The 14,891-nt window shown below is 39.0% G+C and carries 19 protein-coding genes; 18 read left to right on the top strand and 1 reads right to left on the bottom strand.

All coding sequences use genetic code 11. The features are described 5' to 3' along the window. Window positions 1-20: 20 nt before the first annotated feature. The 12 genes from ACOB80_RS09525 (at window position 21) to ACOB80_RS09470 (ending at window position 9,439) form a co-directional block, all read left to right on the top strand. Complete coding sequence (locus ACOB80_RS09525) at window positions 21-401, top strand: hypothetical protein (RefSeq protein WP_473165591.1); 381 nt, start codon at window positions 21-23, stop codon at window positions 399-401. Window positions 402-505: 104 nt separating this feature from the next. Next, complete coding sequence (locus tag ACOB80_RS09520) at window positions 506-889, top strand: ribonuclease E inhibitor RraB (protein WP_473165590.1); 384 nt, start codon at window positions 506-508, stop codon at window positions 887-889. Window positions 890-1,015: 126 nt separating this feature from the next. Next, window positions 1,016-1,381 (top strand): cupin domain-containing protein, encoded by a 366-nt coding sequence (locus ACOB80_RS09515; RefSeq protein WP_473165589.1) that lies wholly within the window; start codon window positions 1,016-1,018, stop codon window positions 1,379-1,381. Between the two features lie 129 nt (window positions 1,382-1,510). After that, window positions 1,511-2,029 carry a hypothetical protein gene (locus ACOB80_RS09510; RefSeq protein WP_473165588.1) on the top strand — a complete coding sequence of 173 codons (519 nt, stop codon included), beginning with the start codon at window positions 1,511-1,513 and terminating at the stop codon, window positions 2,027-2,029. Window positions 2,030-2,168: 139 nt separating this feature from the next. Beyond that, window positions 2,169-2,438, top strand: a complete 270-nt coding sequence (locus tag ACOB80_RS09505) for a hypothetical protein (protein WP_473165587.1) — start codon at window positions 2,169-2,171, stop codon at window positions 2,436-2,438. A 134-nt stretch (window positions 2,439-2,572) separates the two neighbouring features. Beyond that, window positions 2,573-3,313 (top strand): protein NO VEIN domain-containing protein, encoded by a 741-nt coding sequence (locus ACOB80_RS09500; RefSeq protein ID WP_473165586.1) that lies wholly within the window; start codon window positions 2,573-2,575, stop codon window positions 3,311-3,313. 119 nt (window positions 3,314-3,432) lie between these two features. After that, window positions 3,433-4,074: a DUF2268 domain-containing putative Zn-dependent protease gene (locus tag ACOB80_RS09495; protein ID WP_473165585.1), complete on the top strand. Its 642-nt coding sequence runs from the start codon at window positions 3,433-3,435 to the stop codon at window positions 4,072-4,074. A 711-nt stretch (window positions 4,075-4,785) separates the two neighbouring features. Beyond that, the gene (locus ACOB80_RS09490; protein ID WP_473165584.1) at window positions 4,786-5,253 is read left to right on the top strand and encodes a helix-turn-helix domain-containing protein; all 468 of its coding nucleotides are present in this window, start codon (window positions 4,786-4,788) and stop codon (window positions 5,251-5,253) included. A 181-nt stretch (window positions 5,254-5,434) separates the two neighbouring features. Continuing rightward, window positions 5,435-5,920, top strand: coding sequence for a helix-turn-helix domain-containing protein (locus tag ACOB80_RS09485; protein ID WP_473165583.1), 486 nt, complete (start codon window positions 5,435-5,437; stop codon window positions 5,918-5,920). A gap of 186 nt (window positions 5,921-6,106) precedes the next feature. Beyond that, complete coding sequence (locus tag ACOB80_RS09480; RefSeq protein WP_473165582.1) at window positions 6,107-8,011, top strand: S9 family peptidase; 1,905 nt, start codon at window positions 6,107-6,109, stop codon at window positions 8,009-8,011. 172 nt (window positions 8,012-8,183) lie between these two features. Next, window positions 8,184-8,984, top strand: a complete 801-nt coding sequence (locus ACOB80_RS09475; protein WP_473165581.1) for a helix-turn-helix domain-containing protein — start codon at window positions 8,184-8,186, stop codon at window positions 8,982-8,984. 56 nt (window positions 8,985-9,040) lie between these two features. Further along, window positions 9,041-9,439, top strand: a complete 399-nt coding sequence (locus ACOB80_RS09470; RefSeq protein ID WP_473165580.1) for a VOC family protein — start codon at window positions 9,041-9,043, stop codon at window positions 9,437-9,439. Between the two features lie 74 nt (window positions 9,440-9,513). Here the strand turns inward: ACOB80_RS09470 and ACOB80_RS09465 are convergent, their stop codons facing one another. Further along, on the bottom strand, window positions 9,514-10,866 hold the full coding sequence (locus ACOB80_RS09465) for a M24 family metallopeptidase (protein ID WP_473165579.1): 1,353 nt from the start codon (window positions 10,864-10,866) through the stop codon (window positions 9,514-9,516). A gap of 182 nt (window positions 10,867-11,048) precedes the next feature. Here ACOB80_RS09465 and ACOB80_RS09460 point away from each other — a divergent pair, with 182 nt between their 5' ends. The 6 genes from ACOB80_RS09460 (at window position 11,049) to bluB (ending at window position 14,821) form a co-directional block, all read left to right on the top strand. Beyond that, window positions 11,049-11,297 (top strand): TIGR03643 family protein, encoded by a 249-nt coding sequence (locus tag ACOB80_RS09460; RefSeq protein ID WP_473165578.1) that lies wholly within the window; start codon window positions 11,049-11,051, stop codon window positions 11,295-11,297. Window positions 11,298-11,477: 180 nt separating this feature from the next. Continuing rightward, on the top strand, window positions 11,478-11,795 hold the full coding sequence (locus ACOB80_RS09455; RefSeq protein WP_473165577.1) for a hypothetical protein: 318 nt from the start codon (window positions 11,478-11,480) through the stop codon (window positions 11,793-11,795). Window positions 11,796-11,806: 11 nt separating this feature from the next. Further along, window positions 11,807-12,112: a hypothetical protein gene (locus ACOB80_RS09450; protein ID WP_473165576.1), complete on the top strand. Its 306-nt coding sequence runs from the start codon at window positions 11,807-11,809 to the stop codon at window positions 12,110-12,112. Window positions 12,113-12,180: 68 nt separating this feature from the next. Beyond that, window positions 12,181-13,500 carry a DUF2252 family protein gene (locus ACOB80_RS09445; RefSeq protein WP_473165575.1) on the top strand — a complete coding sequence of 440 codons (1,320 nt, stop codon included), beginning with the start codon at window positions 12,181-12,183 and terminating at the stop codon, window positions 13,498-13,500. Window positions 13,501-13,660: 160 nt separating this feature from the next. Next, the gene (locus ACOB80_RS09440; protein WP_473165574.1) at window positions 13,661-14,008 is read left to right on the top strand and encodes a hypothetical protein; all 348 of its coding nucleotides are present in this window, start codon (window positions 13,661-13,663) and stop codon (window positions 14,006-14,008) included. Between the two features lie 132 nt (window positions 14,009-14,140). Then, window positions 14,141-14,821, top strand: coding sequence for a 5,6-dimethylbenzimidazole synthase (gene bluB, locus ACOB80_RS09435; RefSeq protein WP_473165573.1), 681 nt, complete (start codon window positions 14,141-14,143; stop codon window positions 14,819-14,821). The last annotated feature ends 70 nt before the right edge of the window (window positions 14,822-14,891 follow it).

The following is a 14,891-nucleotide window of genomic DNA, read 5'->3' as shown; positions in this document are numbered from 1 at the left end:
TGCCAAAGAGTGATACTGAATTGGCTGAATTAATTGTTGGAACATGGTCATACAACTACGAATCTGGTTCATACGGATTTATCGAATACACCAATAGCGGTGATAAATGTGAAATGAACTTCTCTTTTAGTGAAAGTGGTAGATTATCGATAGATTTTTACTGGAATAAATGGCGAATTGAAGATTCAATTATTAAATCAAAAATGCATGCTAGTACTGCAACCTTTATGGAAAAGGGGTATGTCATTCACGACAAAATAATTGAACTCAATAGAAATATATTAACTGTTGATATGATTGTTCCCGAAGGTGACTTCAAAACAGAGTACCATCAGAAAAGCAAAGGCTCTGAAGCAGGTAAGGTATGCTCTATCGTGCAAATGCATCTTACAAGTGCATAAAGTACCGGGACACAAAACAGTTGGTTTTTTGCTTGTCCCTCGCTAGATTATAACCAACTGTTTTTAGCCACTTATGCGGGCGTTAGGTTTCATAGGGAATATTGATGGATTTCTCCATATTTTTGAGTGTCATTATTGTCGCTGTAGTGATCGGTGTATTTATATATCTAAAAAAACGAAGCACCCCCACTGAAAAGAAACTTGACCCAAATAAGTTATATACATTCACTTATGTCTTTGTCTTTGATTCTAAAGCGCAAGCTGAAGCACTTGTATCTTCTCTACAATTGGAAAACGTTGAAGTTGAAGTTACTCAATCACAAAACAAAGCTAAATGGTGGGCAAGGTTTTCAATGAAAGATAGACCTGTTTCTAATTATTACATTGATTTAGAAACTAAATTGATAAATGCAGCAGATAAGTATGAGGGTAAGTACGGCTGGATTGATATCCTTGATCCTGATGAACCAATGGTAGAAATAGTATAAAACCTAAGAAGGCAATTATGCGTGGAAGGCCTAAAGCTTGGCTGGCGCTCATTCTTCGCTAATTTTAGCCAAGCATTACCAGCTCTTTATTGGGGCGTTAGCAGTAAATGAATGTATGGAGTGAAAATGAAGTTTAATGCGATAAACTTTGAAGATAAGTTCTCGAAATTTACTGAGCACTGGTCTCCTCGTGTTGTTGCGGAGATGAATGACTATCAATTTAAGTTAGTTAAAGTTGAAGGTGAATTTGTTTGGCATGACCATCCTAATACAGATGAAGTATTTATCGTTATTGAAGGCACTCTTAATATTGAATTCCGTGATGGGGTTGTTAGTCTTGATTCAGGTGAAATGTTTGTAATCCCTAAAGGTGTAGAACATAAGCCTGTTGCACACAGTGAATGCAAAATTTTGATTGTTGAACCTAAAGGTGTTGTTAATACGGGTGATTCAGGTGGTGAGCTAACAGCCGAAAATGATGTTTGGGTGTAAAGTACTGCTAACAAGAATTCAAAGCGGTACTGCTAAAGTTTGGCTCGGTTCCGCTTCGCTACACAAGTTTAGCCAAGCATTTATCAGTCCCTAATTGGGGCGTTAGCTTTAAAGGGAGTGTCATCAACGATGATGTTTAATCATAAGTTAGTTATTTGTATTGTCGTTTTATTTTTGAGTGCATGTGCTAGTTCTACAAAAAATATGAATGCTAACCAAAGCATTGAAACAAACCAAGGGATTGTGGTAACCAAAATCCATTCAAATTGGGATGGGTATGACAACCCGTTGTTGGCTGATTTGGAATTTGTGTTTAGTCAAAAAGGTGGGAAGAAAAAAAGTTCTAAGTTTGTTCTTTCTAAAGCCGATGATTTGAAAGTTGTTGCGTTACCGGCAGGTGACTATCAATGGTTCCGTATACTTTTCGGAAACTACTATATGGATTTGAATGGTGGATTTACTATTAGGCCAAATGAAATTACTTATATTGGGGATATTCATTCTCAACTGGATCTAGGTGCGTTTAGTATGTCAGGTCAGTCAAAAATTACTGATGAAACAGAAATAATTAAAAATGACTTAAAGACACATTTTCCTAAACTTTTAGATAAACACAAGTTTACTACTGAACTGTCGACTTTAAGGTAAAGCTAACAAGCCAATAAAGTGGCGGTACTGCTAAAGTTTGGCTCGGTTCCGCTTCGCTACACAAGTTTAGCCAAGCATTTATCAGTCCCTAATTGGGGCGTTATATGTATTAGTCGTCAACAAAATATGGAGATTTAAAATGGTTAGGATATTTGTTAGCACTTCACCAAAAGCATTATCAGATCTAGAGCTCGCTAAACATGCAAATGAAATAAGTGGATATATCAACGGTAATAAAATAGTTGGGGCACTAATGCTTGTTTCTGGTGGAGTATTAGCTTATCAAACAGGCTCAATTAGTTACTATTCTTGCCTGTTTGGTTTGGGTGGTGGTTTCTTTATGGCTCAAGGTCGCTTATCTGTTTTAGCTGAACGTATTAAAAGATTAGAAAAGCAATTAGAATTGTGAAATACATATGACATGCCAATAAAGTGACGGGACTGCTAACGCTTGGCTCAATTCCGCTTCGCTATACTAGTTTAGCCAAGCTTTATACGCCCTATTTTTAGGCGTTATGTCTGCCTTAGATTCTGGAGTCTCTATTGAAAACTTTAACTACAGACGAACTTTCTAAAGTTCTTGCCGGTGGCGATTCTTATATTCGAACCAAGAATGGCGAAGTCAAAGGCTTAGCGGTAACTACTGATAAAAACCCTGAGGCTCCAGATATAATAATTGTTGGGAAAGGCCCGAGAAAAATAAGTAATGCTAAGTTGTTCTTAGAATCTGGCTTATTTGTACCTGTTTATGTAAAACAAACTGTCAATTCTTGGAAGTATTTGGGAAATTACAAAGCTGATAAATATCTTCAAGACAAAAGCACTATTGAAAAGTACCGTAAGAATAGGAAAGCGGAAAATATAGATGGTATCTTGTTTCTAACTCAGGAAGATGATGTTGAAGTAACAGTGACTTCTAAAAAGAGTCCTGACGTAAAAGCTAAAAATAGAACAGAAATAGCTGCGATTAATTTTGTTACTGATTTCTATGAAAAATCCCAATATATAGTCACAGATAAACAAAAAGATAATTGTGGTTATGATCTACTGGTCGAGAAAGATAAAGAAGTATTAAAGGTTGAAGTTAAAGGAACTACTTCTCCAGAACAAAGGTTTTTTCTTTCTAGAAGAGAACGGGCAAAATCAGCTGATCCACTTTGGAGGTTGGCTATTGTTACACAAGCAGTAAAAGATCCTGTTCTGGAAGTATTTTCACCTCTAGAAATGGAAGAGAAATTCGATTTTGATGCCTTGTGTTGGGAGTGTAATATAGCGCAAACATAACAAGCCTTTGCAGTAACGGGACTGTTAACAGCTTGCTCGGTTCCGCTTCGCTACGCATTATAGCCAAACATTATCCGCCCCTCATTGGGGCGTTATGCTTATTTCAAGTATTGAGTTAAATGGAAATTATGGATACAAAGCTAAATGTCTTAAATGCTTCTTCAAAATTTGACAATGTATTGGACCTGTTAGAGAAAAAGGGGCAAGAGGCTCTAGGTGAAATAAATACTTATCTTAAATTACCTCAAGTAGATATTGTTTTAAGCCCAGCGCCAAAAGAGTATAAAACTGATAGTGGTATTTTAGGGTGTGTAACAAGCCCTTATGTAATAGACATATTACTAGATACTGACAGGAAAGATCTTCCAGAGATAATCAGGAACGAATTAGCTTCCGTTATTGCTCACGAGATTCATCACTTAGTGAGATCCTCCTACGGTGTTAAAGAAGAAACATTATATCAGGTACTAATTTCTGAAGGTCTTGCTTGTCACTTTGAAACCTACTTCAATGGAAAAAAATTACCTAATATCTTTGAAGAACTTAAAGGGGTCGAGTGGCTCAAGTTATATAAATTAATGGTAAGTGATTTAGGTAATAGTAATTTTGATTATCCGTTATATTTTGGCGGAAAAGATAAGACCAAATTACCTAACCGCGCGGGCTATTGGGTAGGCTATAATTTAGTGTCTACTTACATTAAAAAATATGGTGGTTGTGCGGTTACTCTGGTAGGTAACCCCGCTGAAGATTTTGAGTAATATAAGCATAACAAGGCAATCAATAAGGACATAAAGTCATAGGCTTGCCGCAGGGCGGGAGTGTAGCCTATAACTTTCTGCCTATTATTAAAGCGTTATGTTACAGGTGAGAGTATTTGAGTCAGCAGTGTAAAAAGTGTGGAAGCATAATTAAGCCATTAGAGATAAAAGTGCCTGGTCACTACTCTAGCTTCAAATGTCCTGTTTGCGGTACAGATGTTTCCACTTATAGAGGAAAAGGCATTTTAGCATTAATTGCTTTAGGCTTAGTAGCCTGGGTTCTAGCTTTTGCTTACCATCATTTTATCAATTAGTTTAATCGTTGTAGCTACACTGCAACATAATAAGCCTATTAAGTGCGGGACTGTTAAAGCTTGGCTCGGTTTCGCTTCACCACACGGTTTAGCCAAGCGTACCAGCCCCTGATTGGGGCGCTAGATTAAAGCCAGTCCAAACTATTGTGTTCTAGATTGCTAAATAGTGCTTGTGAATACTGTTCTTTGCTCATTGCTGAAGAACTGGGTAACGTAAGCAAAGTATTGTCATCGTAATTATCGGAAATAAAGTAGCGATGATTTCTCTCATCACTTTCTTCATAATTGACTATTATCTAACCTAAAATGCGCGCTGTCGGGTTAATGTCGGGGTGCTTTCGTACCTGACAGTGGTAAAAATAGGCAATTCTTCTTATCGAGAACCCAGGAGTCATCAGTGATTTTAAAAGAACTACGTATTAGCCGTCGCCTATCCCAAGAGCAACTCGCGCAAATGTCAGGCTTAAATGTCAGAACCATCCAGCGCATAGAAAGTGGTGCGAATGCTAGTTTAGAGTCACAAAAATGTCTCGCTGCAGCTCTCGATGTCAATCTCGAAACATTGAATCAGGAGAATATAGTGATGGATAAAAGCTCTGAAAATTGGAAAAACTTACCTATTTTATTGAAGGTTTGGTTTATCTTTAACTTTCTTCAAATGCGGCCGACCAGACAAACAGCTAAAAGGATGGAAGTCTATTGCCACCCTTTAGGCTTTCTTCTTTGTTGCTTAGGCCTCATTGATGAAGCATCGCTAGTGGGTGGTTTATTAATTTTGGCGACAGGCTATTTGTTTACCTTGTTAAAATGGCAAGGAGATAAGTATCAAATATGGTATGAATCTGAAGCAGAAAGCCAAAGCTAGCAAATATTTATAACGTATTTGAGCTGAAACTCTAAGACGAGCCACTCTTTGCTTTATTGTTTAACACGCTGTTTTTAAAGGCTTCACTTGTGCTGTCGTACTTTTGTCATGCCTTAGTCGTTACTGACAGGTCGAGATTCGGTTATAGTATTTGGGTGAACAGCACTTAGGAGTACTCGCTATGTTGGTGAAATCGTTAAGACAACAAAACAATTGGTCTCAAGAACATCTTGCCCAACTAACAGGTTTAAATATCCGCACTATACAGCGTGCCGAAAAAGGTGAGTCAGTTGGCCTTGAAACCCTAAAGGCGCTAGCATCAGTATTTGAAGTGGATGTGAATGAACTAAAAGACAACTACAGCAAAACCCAAGTTGAGTCTCAAATTCCATCAAATAACGAACTTGAGCAAAGAGAGCAAAGAGCGAAAGCTGAAGTACAAGCTAAAAAGGAGTTTTATTTACTTTCGCTGCTACTGGTAGGCATTTATGTTTTCTTTCTTTTGCCAAATTATAATGGAGGTGAAAACCTCGGGGCTCTGATTGCTTGTGCAGTATCTTTCGGGTTAATCATAGTCGCTCATGCTTGTGTTGTTTATCAACCATTTGGTGAAAAATGGGAAAAGCGAAAGATGAAGCAAGTGATGAAAAGCTACGACGAGGAGTAGTATTTTACGTTAACTGAATTAGCACTCTCTTCCTACATCTTCAAAGAGTAATCTACGCCGCTGTTAACAGCAGAAGAAGTCTTCTTTAATCGTTATTAGGGTAAACGTTTTATTCTATTGATTGCTTTAAAGTTAATGCCTATTTATGTAGTCTATTTGCATTCTAAAATAAGGAGGCATGTCGCAATGTTGCGAAACTTTTTGATTGCAGGCGTAGGACTAACGCTAACTATGGGTGTAGCCGCTAATGAAGTGATGACACCAGAAAAACTTTGGCAGGTAAAACGTGTCAGTGCATTGGGTTTAAATAAAGAAAAGACGCATGTTGTTTATAAAGTGATAACGCCAAGTGTTGAGAAAAACAACTTTAGTAGTAAGGTGTATCAAGTGCCGTTAAAAGGTGGCACATCTCAGCTTATCAGCAGTTCGCATGGCATTGTCCCTGACAGCAATATTTCTCCTGACGGCAAAAAAAAGCTGTTTCATAAAGCGGTGCAAATCGAACAGGTATTAGCAACAGATAAACACAAAGATTTGGCGCAGGCGAATGCCTATGTTTATGACGATCTCAACTATCGCCATTGGGATACATGGAATGACGGTACCTTCAAACATGTTTTCTACCAAGATCTTGAAACGGAAGAAACCGTTGATATTTTAGCTGGCAAACCTTTCGATAGCCCTACTTCGCCTTTTGGCGGCTCTAAAGATTATATTTGGGGACCTAAAGGTGAAAATATCTATTACGTGAGTAAAAAGTTAACCGGTGCAGAATATGCTTCTAGCACCAACACAGATATTTATCGTTATAATTTAGCCTCTAAGAAAACATCGAATCTTACTGCAAGTAACTTAGGTTATGACAAATACCCCGCGTTTTCATCTAAAGGTACTTTTGCTTGGTTACGTATGGACAAGCCAGGTTATGAATCAGATAAAAACGATATCATGATCAAGCTAGGCGATAGTGAAATAAACTTAACTAAGCACTGGGATGGCACAGTAAGTAGCTTTAAATGGAGTCATGACGGCAAACGTATTTACTTTGTCGCACCAACTAAAGGGACGATTCAACTGTTTCAAGTGTCAGTGGTTAATAGCGTAAATTCAACACCTGAAATTAAGCAGCTCACACAAGGTCAATTTGACGTAAATGGCATTGTCGCAGCGCTAGATGGTAAGTTGGTAGTCACGCGCAACAGCATGAATAAAGCGAAAGAAATTTATCGCTTTGATTTAGCTAGCCAAAAGCTTGTCGCTTTAACAAATGTAAATGAAGCCTTGTATGCTGATTTAGATTTACCAACAGTAAAAGAACGTACTGTTAAAACGAAAGACGGTAAAGACATGCTAGTGTGGGTGATTTATCCGCCTAACTTTGATGCGAGCAAGAAATATCCTGCTTTGCTTTACTTGCAAGGTGGCCCGCAATCTCCACTGTCACAGTTTTATTCATTCCGTTGGAACTTCCAAGTGATGGCATCACAAGGCTACATAGTAGTTGCACCTAACCGTCGTGGCATGCCAGGACACGGTGTTAAGTGGAACGAAGCTATTAGTGGAGATTGGGGTGGCAAAGCAATGCAAGATTACCTCGATGCCATTGACGACGTTGCTAAAGAGTCTTACGTCGATAAAGACCGCTTAGGCGCAATAGGCGCTAGTTTCGGTGGTTACTCTGCTTTCTATTTAGCAGGAAATCATGACGGTCGATTCAAGTCCTTTATCTCTCATTGTGGTATTTTTGATAATCGCAGCATGTATGGCACTACGGAAGAAATGTTCTTTGTAAACCAAGATCTTGGCGGTGCGTATTGGGATAAAGATAACAAAGCTGCAAGTAAAGCTTACGGTGAATTCAACCCAGTTAACTTTGTTGATAAGTGGGATGCTCCTATGTTTGTTATTCATGGCGGCAAAGATTATCGCGTACCGTTAAGCCAAGGGATGCAAGCATTCCAAGCGGCGAAATTACGTGGCCTAAAAAGTCGATTTTTATACTTCCCTGAAGAGAACCACTGGGTACTTAATCCACAAAACGGCATCGTGTGGCAGCGTGAATTCTTTAAGTGGTTGGATGAAACCTTATAAAAATTTGATGTAATAGTTTTACATTCATTGATACAAATGCCAGATAGCTTTTGCTTTCTGGCATTTTTTATAAGTACTCACTGATATTGTTCCAGCTAAGTGTGCATTTGCTTTTCTGCTGTTTCTTTTTTAACCTTATGGTCTTTAGAGGCTTTGTTCAAAGGAGGTATTTATGGCACTAAATATCGATTTTGATCCTCTTCAAGGAAGAGTGGCGCTTGATAATGCGTTTCAAAGCTGGCGACCTTCCTCTCCTCTTAATCGTTGGGTACAAAGTTATTGGCAATTGGCGGTACCTAAAGGCACTTTTTCTTACCATAGTATTCCTGATAATTGCGTTGACTGGATTATTAACACCGAAAATTTTGAAGACAATTTCATTGTCGCGCCATTTTTATCCGCTAAGACTTTTGAGTTAGAGGGACCTGTAACATATTTTGGCATTCGCTTTCAGTTGATGGGGCATCTTGGGGTAATTTCCGCACCTATTGGAGAGTGGCGATGGTATGAAACCATAGCTGCGAGTGAAGTTTTATCCACAGAAGTATTGCACTTGGTTTATGATGCCGTAGTACATAGTCACTCTTTTGCAGAGCGCAGCCATAAGGCGTCTCGAGCGCTTTTGTCTAAGGTTAAGCAAATTGATATTGATTCAAGAATTGTGAGATATGTACGTTATTGTCATAAGAATCTAACCTCAAACATTAACCTTTCTGAAAAGCAGTGTGCTGAATTTGGCGTGTCGGCTAGGCAACTTCGCAGATTAACCAAGTTACATCTAGGTCACAGCCCTAAAGACTTTGCCAGAATATTAAGATTTCAATCAGCGTTAAAGTCACTATCACGTTATGAAGATACAGATTGCTGGGCTGATCATTATTATGACCAACCTCACTTTATTCGTGAGTTTAAACGTCTTGCAGGCTATACCCCGAAAGAATTTGCTAACGTGTCCGTTTTGTCCAATCTTTAGTTAGTACCCTAACTCATACTACTCCTGAACATATGATTTATTACGGGAGTCCAACAATGATAGCAATTGATGCAATGTTTCCAGTGATGGTGGCATCAGATTTAGCCGCTTTAAAACAATTTTATGAATCGGTATTTGGCTTTAATGCGGTATTTTATGATCAGAACTTTTACCTGCATTTAGTTTCACCAGACTCTGGTGTTCAGCTCGGCTTTTTAGTACCAGGGCATGCGAGCCAACCTGACTTTCTTCATCCAAAAATGGCAACCGATGGCTATGTTATTTCTTTCGAAGTAAAAGATGCTTTGAGTGCTTTTTCGCAAGCACAAAAAATGAATCTAACTTTAGCAATGGAACTAAAAGAAGAGGCTTGGGGGCAAATTCATTTTATGCTGCAAGACCCAGCAGGTTTTCGCATTGATGTAGTGCAACATGTTGAAGTTGCAGATAAGTAGATGCCCTAAAATAAAACAGCCAAAGCTAGGTCACTTTGGCTGTTGTTAATATGAGCAAGGTGAAAATTAGCCGTTTATCGGATGATATGCCACTTTGTTTGACGGCCCGCTAAATACCAAACATGCTTGCCATCAAATACTGCGTCTTGCTCCAGCTTTATTTGCACCCACTCGTTGTTCCACTCAGGTAATTGCATTCTCACATTACCTTCAATGGCATAGGCGGTATTAGGGAAGAGCTTCCAATCGCCACGAACGGGAGTTGGCCCTTGGTTATCCCACATACCAATTGTTGGGCCAACTGCGTGGCCGACAAAGCCAATCGGGTGAGTATAGGTATTACTGATAATGTTTTCGGCATTACTTTGCTTAATCGTGTTAGCCAAAATTTGATTGCCCGTTAAACCAGTTTTAAAGTTGCTGGTAAGAATATCTTGCCAGCGATTACCCATAGCTAGTGCTTTTTTAAGGCCCACGGGTACGTCAGTTTCACCCATTTTTAATACGTAGGCCATTTCTTGGGTGTCGGTACATTGATTTAAATAACAGATGCCAACATCAGTGTGAACAACATCACCTGGCAAAATGGTGCGACTGTATTTCCCCATAAAGGCCGCATCTTTTTCATTTTTGTCCCCTTTACGTTGAATATTAACGTAAGGTTGAAACCATGGACGAAGTTGTAATTGCTCAAATCGTTCGCGCAAGTACCATGCAACATCGTCAGTAGTCGTAACACCAGGCGTGATAACTTTATTAGAAAAGGCTTCAGCGATGACACCTCTAGCAATCGCGACTGCTTGTGGATATACCTGCAGTTCTTTTTCGCTTCTTGTTTCTAACCAGCGAACGACAAGGCTTTCTGAACTCACTAAACGATCTTGGTACTTTTTCGGTAGGTAGTTTAAAAGCTGCTTATGTAAGCCGATACTTAAACCGTCGGCAAGTGCCCAATCTTCACTAATATTGATACCAATGCGTTTCGGATCGCGCTCGGCAATGACTTCAGCTAAACGCTGCCATTGTTGCTCTTTAGTGCCGCCTTGCCACACCGTTGGGTATAGCGTACCCATAGGGTAACGGCTTACGCTGAAGCGTTCAACGCTACCGTCAGCTTGCTTAGAAAAAACCAGTAACGTGGTGCGTCTAGCGGCAAACGTTGGTTGAGGAACTAGTGTGTAAAACAGTTTATCTTCACCATATTCACGATTAATCACTAGCCACATATCAAGGTCAGCTTCTTCCATCAATTTAGGTAGTAAGTTATCTAGCCTGTCGGTGACCATGTCGTTTACGGGTTTCACTCTCTCCTTGAAAGAAAGCACGTTAGGAAGTTCGGAAATGATACGTCCTTGAGAGAATTCTTCAGCTGTGAGCTGAGTAGATAGACCGGCTAAGGTTAAAAGAATCGCGAAGCGTTTAAACATATTTGCCAACTTTTTTTATTGTGTTTTTTACCCATCATAGGGTACTGACGAAATGGCATCAACTAGTCAAAAAGCATGAAAAATACTATCAATAGATTTTGGGTAATTTTAAGCATTTTTGTAAACTAATCGTGACTAATTTTCGTAGTAGATATCTTTGAGAATCAATAACAACGTATCGTATGTTTAGTAGCGAATCAGAATCTAGAATTATTGAAATGGCATGGGAGGATAGAACGCCTTTTGAAGCAATTGAACGCCAGTTTGGCTTGTCTGAAAAAGCTGTCATTCAATTTATGAGAAGTCGATTAAAGTCGAGTAGTTTTAAATTGTGGCGTACGCGAGTTTCCGGTCGCAATACTAAACATTTGAAACTAAGACATAGCGGTGTATCAAGGGGCTATTGCCCTACACAGTATAAACACCGTTAATTGAATAGCTCACAAAGAAGATGAGTAATCTAGATTAGGCTGTTAAGGATTCGCCTTAATTAATTGGCACTGTTTAATACCATCAAGATCGAGACATTTGCAGAATTGTATACATTTATCTTTAGACAAATCATATTGCTGAAGGTAAAGTATTTCCCTCGAATTTTTCCAGGAGTTCAAATGGATATTGAAGTTATTCGACCCAAGCAATATCAAGATTTAGCTAGAAACTACCAGTTAGAAATAGACGGAGAATATGTTGCTGAACTTGAGCCTAATACAACCACTATTGTCACCATTCCAGATAACGCAAAAATAATTCAGGCCAGAATTGATTGGTGCTGTAGTCCTGAGTTTGCCGTAAAAGATATAAGTTCGAACAAGATTTTGATCAAAAATACGTCGGGTGGAAATTTTTTCAAAGCACTATTTGGCCCCCTGTATTATATTACGCTTGGGCGCAATAACTACCTTACCATCGAAAACAGTCGCCATTAGAGAGTCCTTAGATGAAAAAAACAGTTTGCGCCCTAATAAGCCTTGTCTCTTTGTCTGCTTGCCAAACAACACAAACACCACCTGAAAATTTAGACAATTTTAGTTCGTCGGTAAAAGCTGCGTTTGTCAGTTATAAACATGGTGCGAAAACACATAAGGCCTTTGCTGTAGCTAAGTATCGTCAGCGTAGTTTCTTCGGGTATGGTGCTTCATATCCCAGTGTTGAACAAGCAGAGCAGCGAGCGCTTGCTGAGTGTCAAAATCAAGCTCAACAATATAATGCAGATATTCAGTGTTTTATTTATCACAGCGAATAAGTGTGAAATCTTTACTATAAAAACGCTATATTTATGCTTTATAAGCAACATCGATTACGTAAAGAGTAATGACGCGTCTTGACTATATAAATCAATTTCTTACTGAAGTAGATGGAAGAAGACCTGATCAGGGCTTGGCAAAGCATGTAAAAATGGCAAGCAACCCGTTTGTCTTTTTTCGAGGGTCATCCCAGCTTTTTTATGCCGACATTAAAAATAATGTTTTGCGTTTACCAGAAGCGTTATATCAAGTACCTAATACACTGATTATGGGCGATTGCCATTTGTCGAATTTTGGTTTTTTTACCGAAGAAGGTTCTCATGGTGATCGCGTAATATTTGCCCCTAACGATTTTGACGATGCGTGCGTTGGTCCAGCAATATGGGACATTAGCAGGTATCTTATTAGTCTAATTTTGGCGGCTGACTACGGACATTGGCTTGTTAACAATGAAGAGTTACCTAATAACAAATATTTAGGTAAGCGCGTTGTGAGTAGAGAACAAGCTAAAGAGGCGATGACGCAATTTATTGATGCTTATATCGATACTTGTCAGCAAAGTATTCAGTCTGCTGATGTATTAGCAACGGCGGTGGACTTTTTTAAGGAAGATCATCTTTTAAGTAAACTATATAAAAAGGCCGTTTGTCGTAGCGCTGGTGGCGAAGAGTTTACGACTAAAAGTCGGTTGGCTAAAGCGGTGCAATGGTCTGAGAAAGAGATAGCGTTCAAGGCTGATCCAGAAAAATTTGCGATCCTGCCTGATTCTTTATATCAAGATATCAAAAGTTTTTTTGCACCTTACGTGGATGATGCCATTGTCGATATAGTTGCGCGCAAAGGCGCTGGCACTGGGTCACTTAATCTATCGCGTTATTATTTACTCGTCGGGCCGACAAATTTTGGCGGCGAAACTGAATTATCTCTTTATCACATTGTCGAAATAAAACAGCAAAGAAAAGCGGCGCCTTTGTACTCCTTTGATAAGCTGAGCGAAGTTAACCGACTTAACCCCGCTCATTTAACCATTAATTGTCAAAGACGAATGCAGCGAAGCCCTGACCTAGTGTTAGATGAAGTGAAATGGCAAAACGCGTATTGGTTGGTGAGATCTCGTCATCATGCAAAGGTTGGTGTTGACCCTGAAGATGTTGTGATCGGCAAAAAAGCGACTCAAAAAAATGGCTATATTCAGTTTGCTCAATCATGCGGAAAGGCACTGGCGTTAGGCCATTGCCGTGGTGACAGGCGATCAACTCGGTTTGAGGCTGCCATAGCCTATACATTATTTTTGCATAAAAAAGAGGTGATTAATGCCTGTTTAGACTATGCTTTGCAAGTGAATGCAGATACGGATATTTTAAAGCAGCTTTTGAAGCGTGAATAAAGACGTTAACATTTTTGACGAAACTAAATTTACAATTCGTTCAATGAGTTGCCCAAAAGCCCAGTTTGTTACAAAAATTAAATATTTTGTTGTAAAGATTAGATGGTAGTATTTCACTTGAAGAACTCTAGTGAAGTAGTTAGTACTTGAGGTAATGAAAATGATGAATGAGTGGCTAAAGGAAGCGAAAGAAGCACTCGCAACGGCATTGTCGGTAACAGACGATCGTCAGCCAGCAGATATAGCATTGTATCGACTTGCGCCTGAAATTTTTGCTAATAAGCATCAGGAATTAAATGGTACTTCGTTGCAAGATATGCGCGCCGCAAATGAAGAGCAAATCAAACAAGATTGTTTAACGGATTCTACTGCGATAGAACATTACCGTTTTAACTTTGTTTCTTCTTACCTTTATTGTTTTGTACTGTCGAAAATGATCGACCGATTCAAATATGATGAAGTGATGGAGTATGTAAACGATCACATGGACTTATTTGCTGATAGGTAAACTAAGTTCTTAAATTGATAAAAAACGCTTGAGTTGATTAGTATGTCTAATCGGTTCGAGCGTTTTTTATTTTAATTGGTATAGTCATTATTCGATGTTGATACTTGAGAAAGCGACGAATACGTGGCTACAATGTCGCCTTTTGCATATGAAGTGTTGCTGATGAAAGGCCGTAAGTTCTCACAAGAAGAGCAAGCATTATTCACTGAATTGTTAATGCATCGTCGTGATGTTAGAGGTAATAACTTTTTACCTGATGATATATCTACAGCTGATATTGATGAAATTCTCTATGCCGCATCGTTAGCACCTTCTGTTGGCTTATCTCAGCCTTGGGAATTTGTCGTTATTCGCGATCAAAGTATCAAACAGGCGGTATATAACGACTTTTTAGTCGTAAACGAGCAAGCACAACAAACTTTTTCTGGTGAACAACAGCATCAATATAGTCAGTTAAAGTTGGAAGGAATTCTCGAAGCGCCCGTTAATATTGCCGTTTTTTATAAACCGTCTTCAGAGCCTGTGTTAGGTCAACATTCAATGGAGCAAATGGGTGAGTATAGTGTGGTCTGTGCTGTGCAAAACATTTGGTTGAAAGCAAGAGCGATGAATATAGGCGTTGGGTGGGTGAGCATTATTAATCCTGCTCAAGTAAGCCAGCTAGTAAAAGCGCCAGCCGACCGAAAACTAGTTGCTTATTTATGCGTTGGCCGAGTGAAAGAGTTTTATCAAAGTCCTGAACTAGAAATGCTGCAATGGAATAAGCGAAAAGCCGTAAAATCCGTTACCTTTGATGACAACTTCCCCTCATAAGAAATGTTATCTGTATCACAATGTTACATTTTATTTTCAGTGAATATCTAAGCAACTTTATTCTAATGAT

Source organism: Thalassotalea coralli, assembly GCF_055786205.1.
This window is presented reverse-complemented; position numbering and strand designations above follow the sequence as displayed.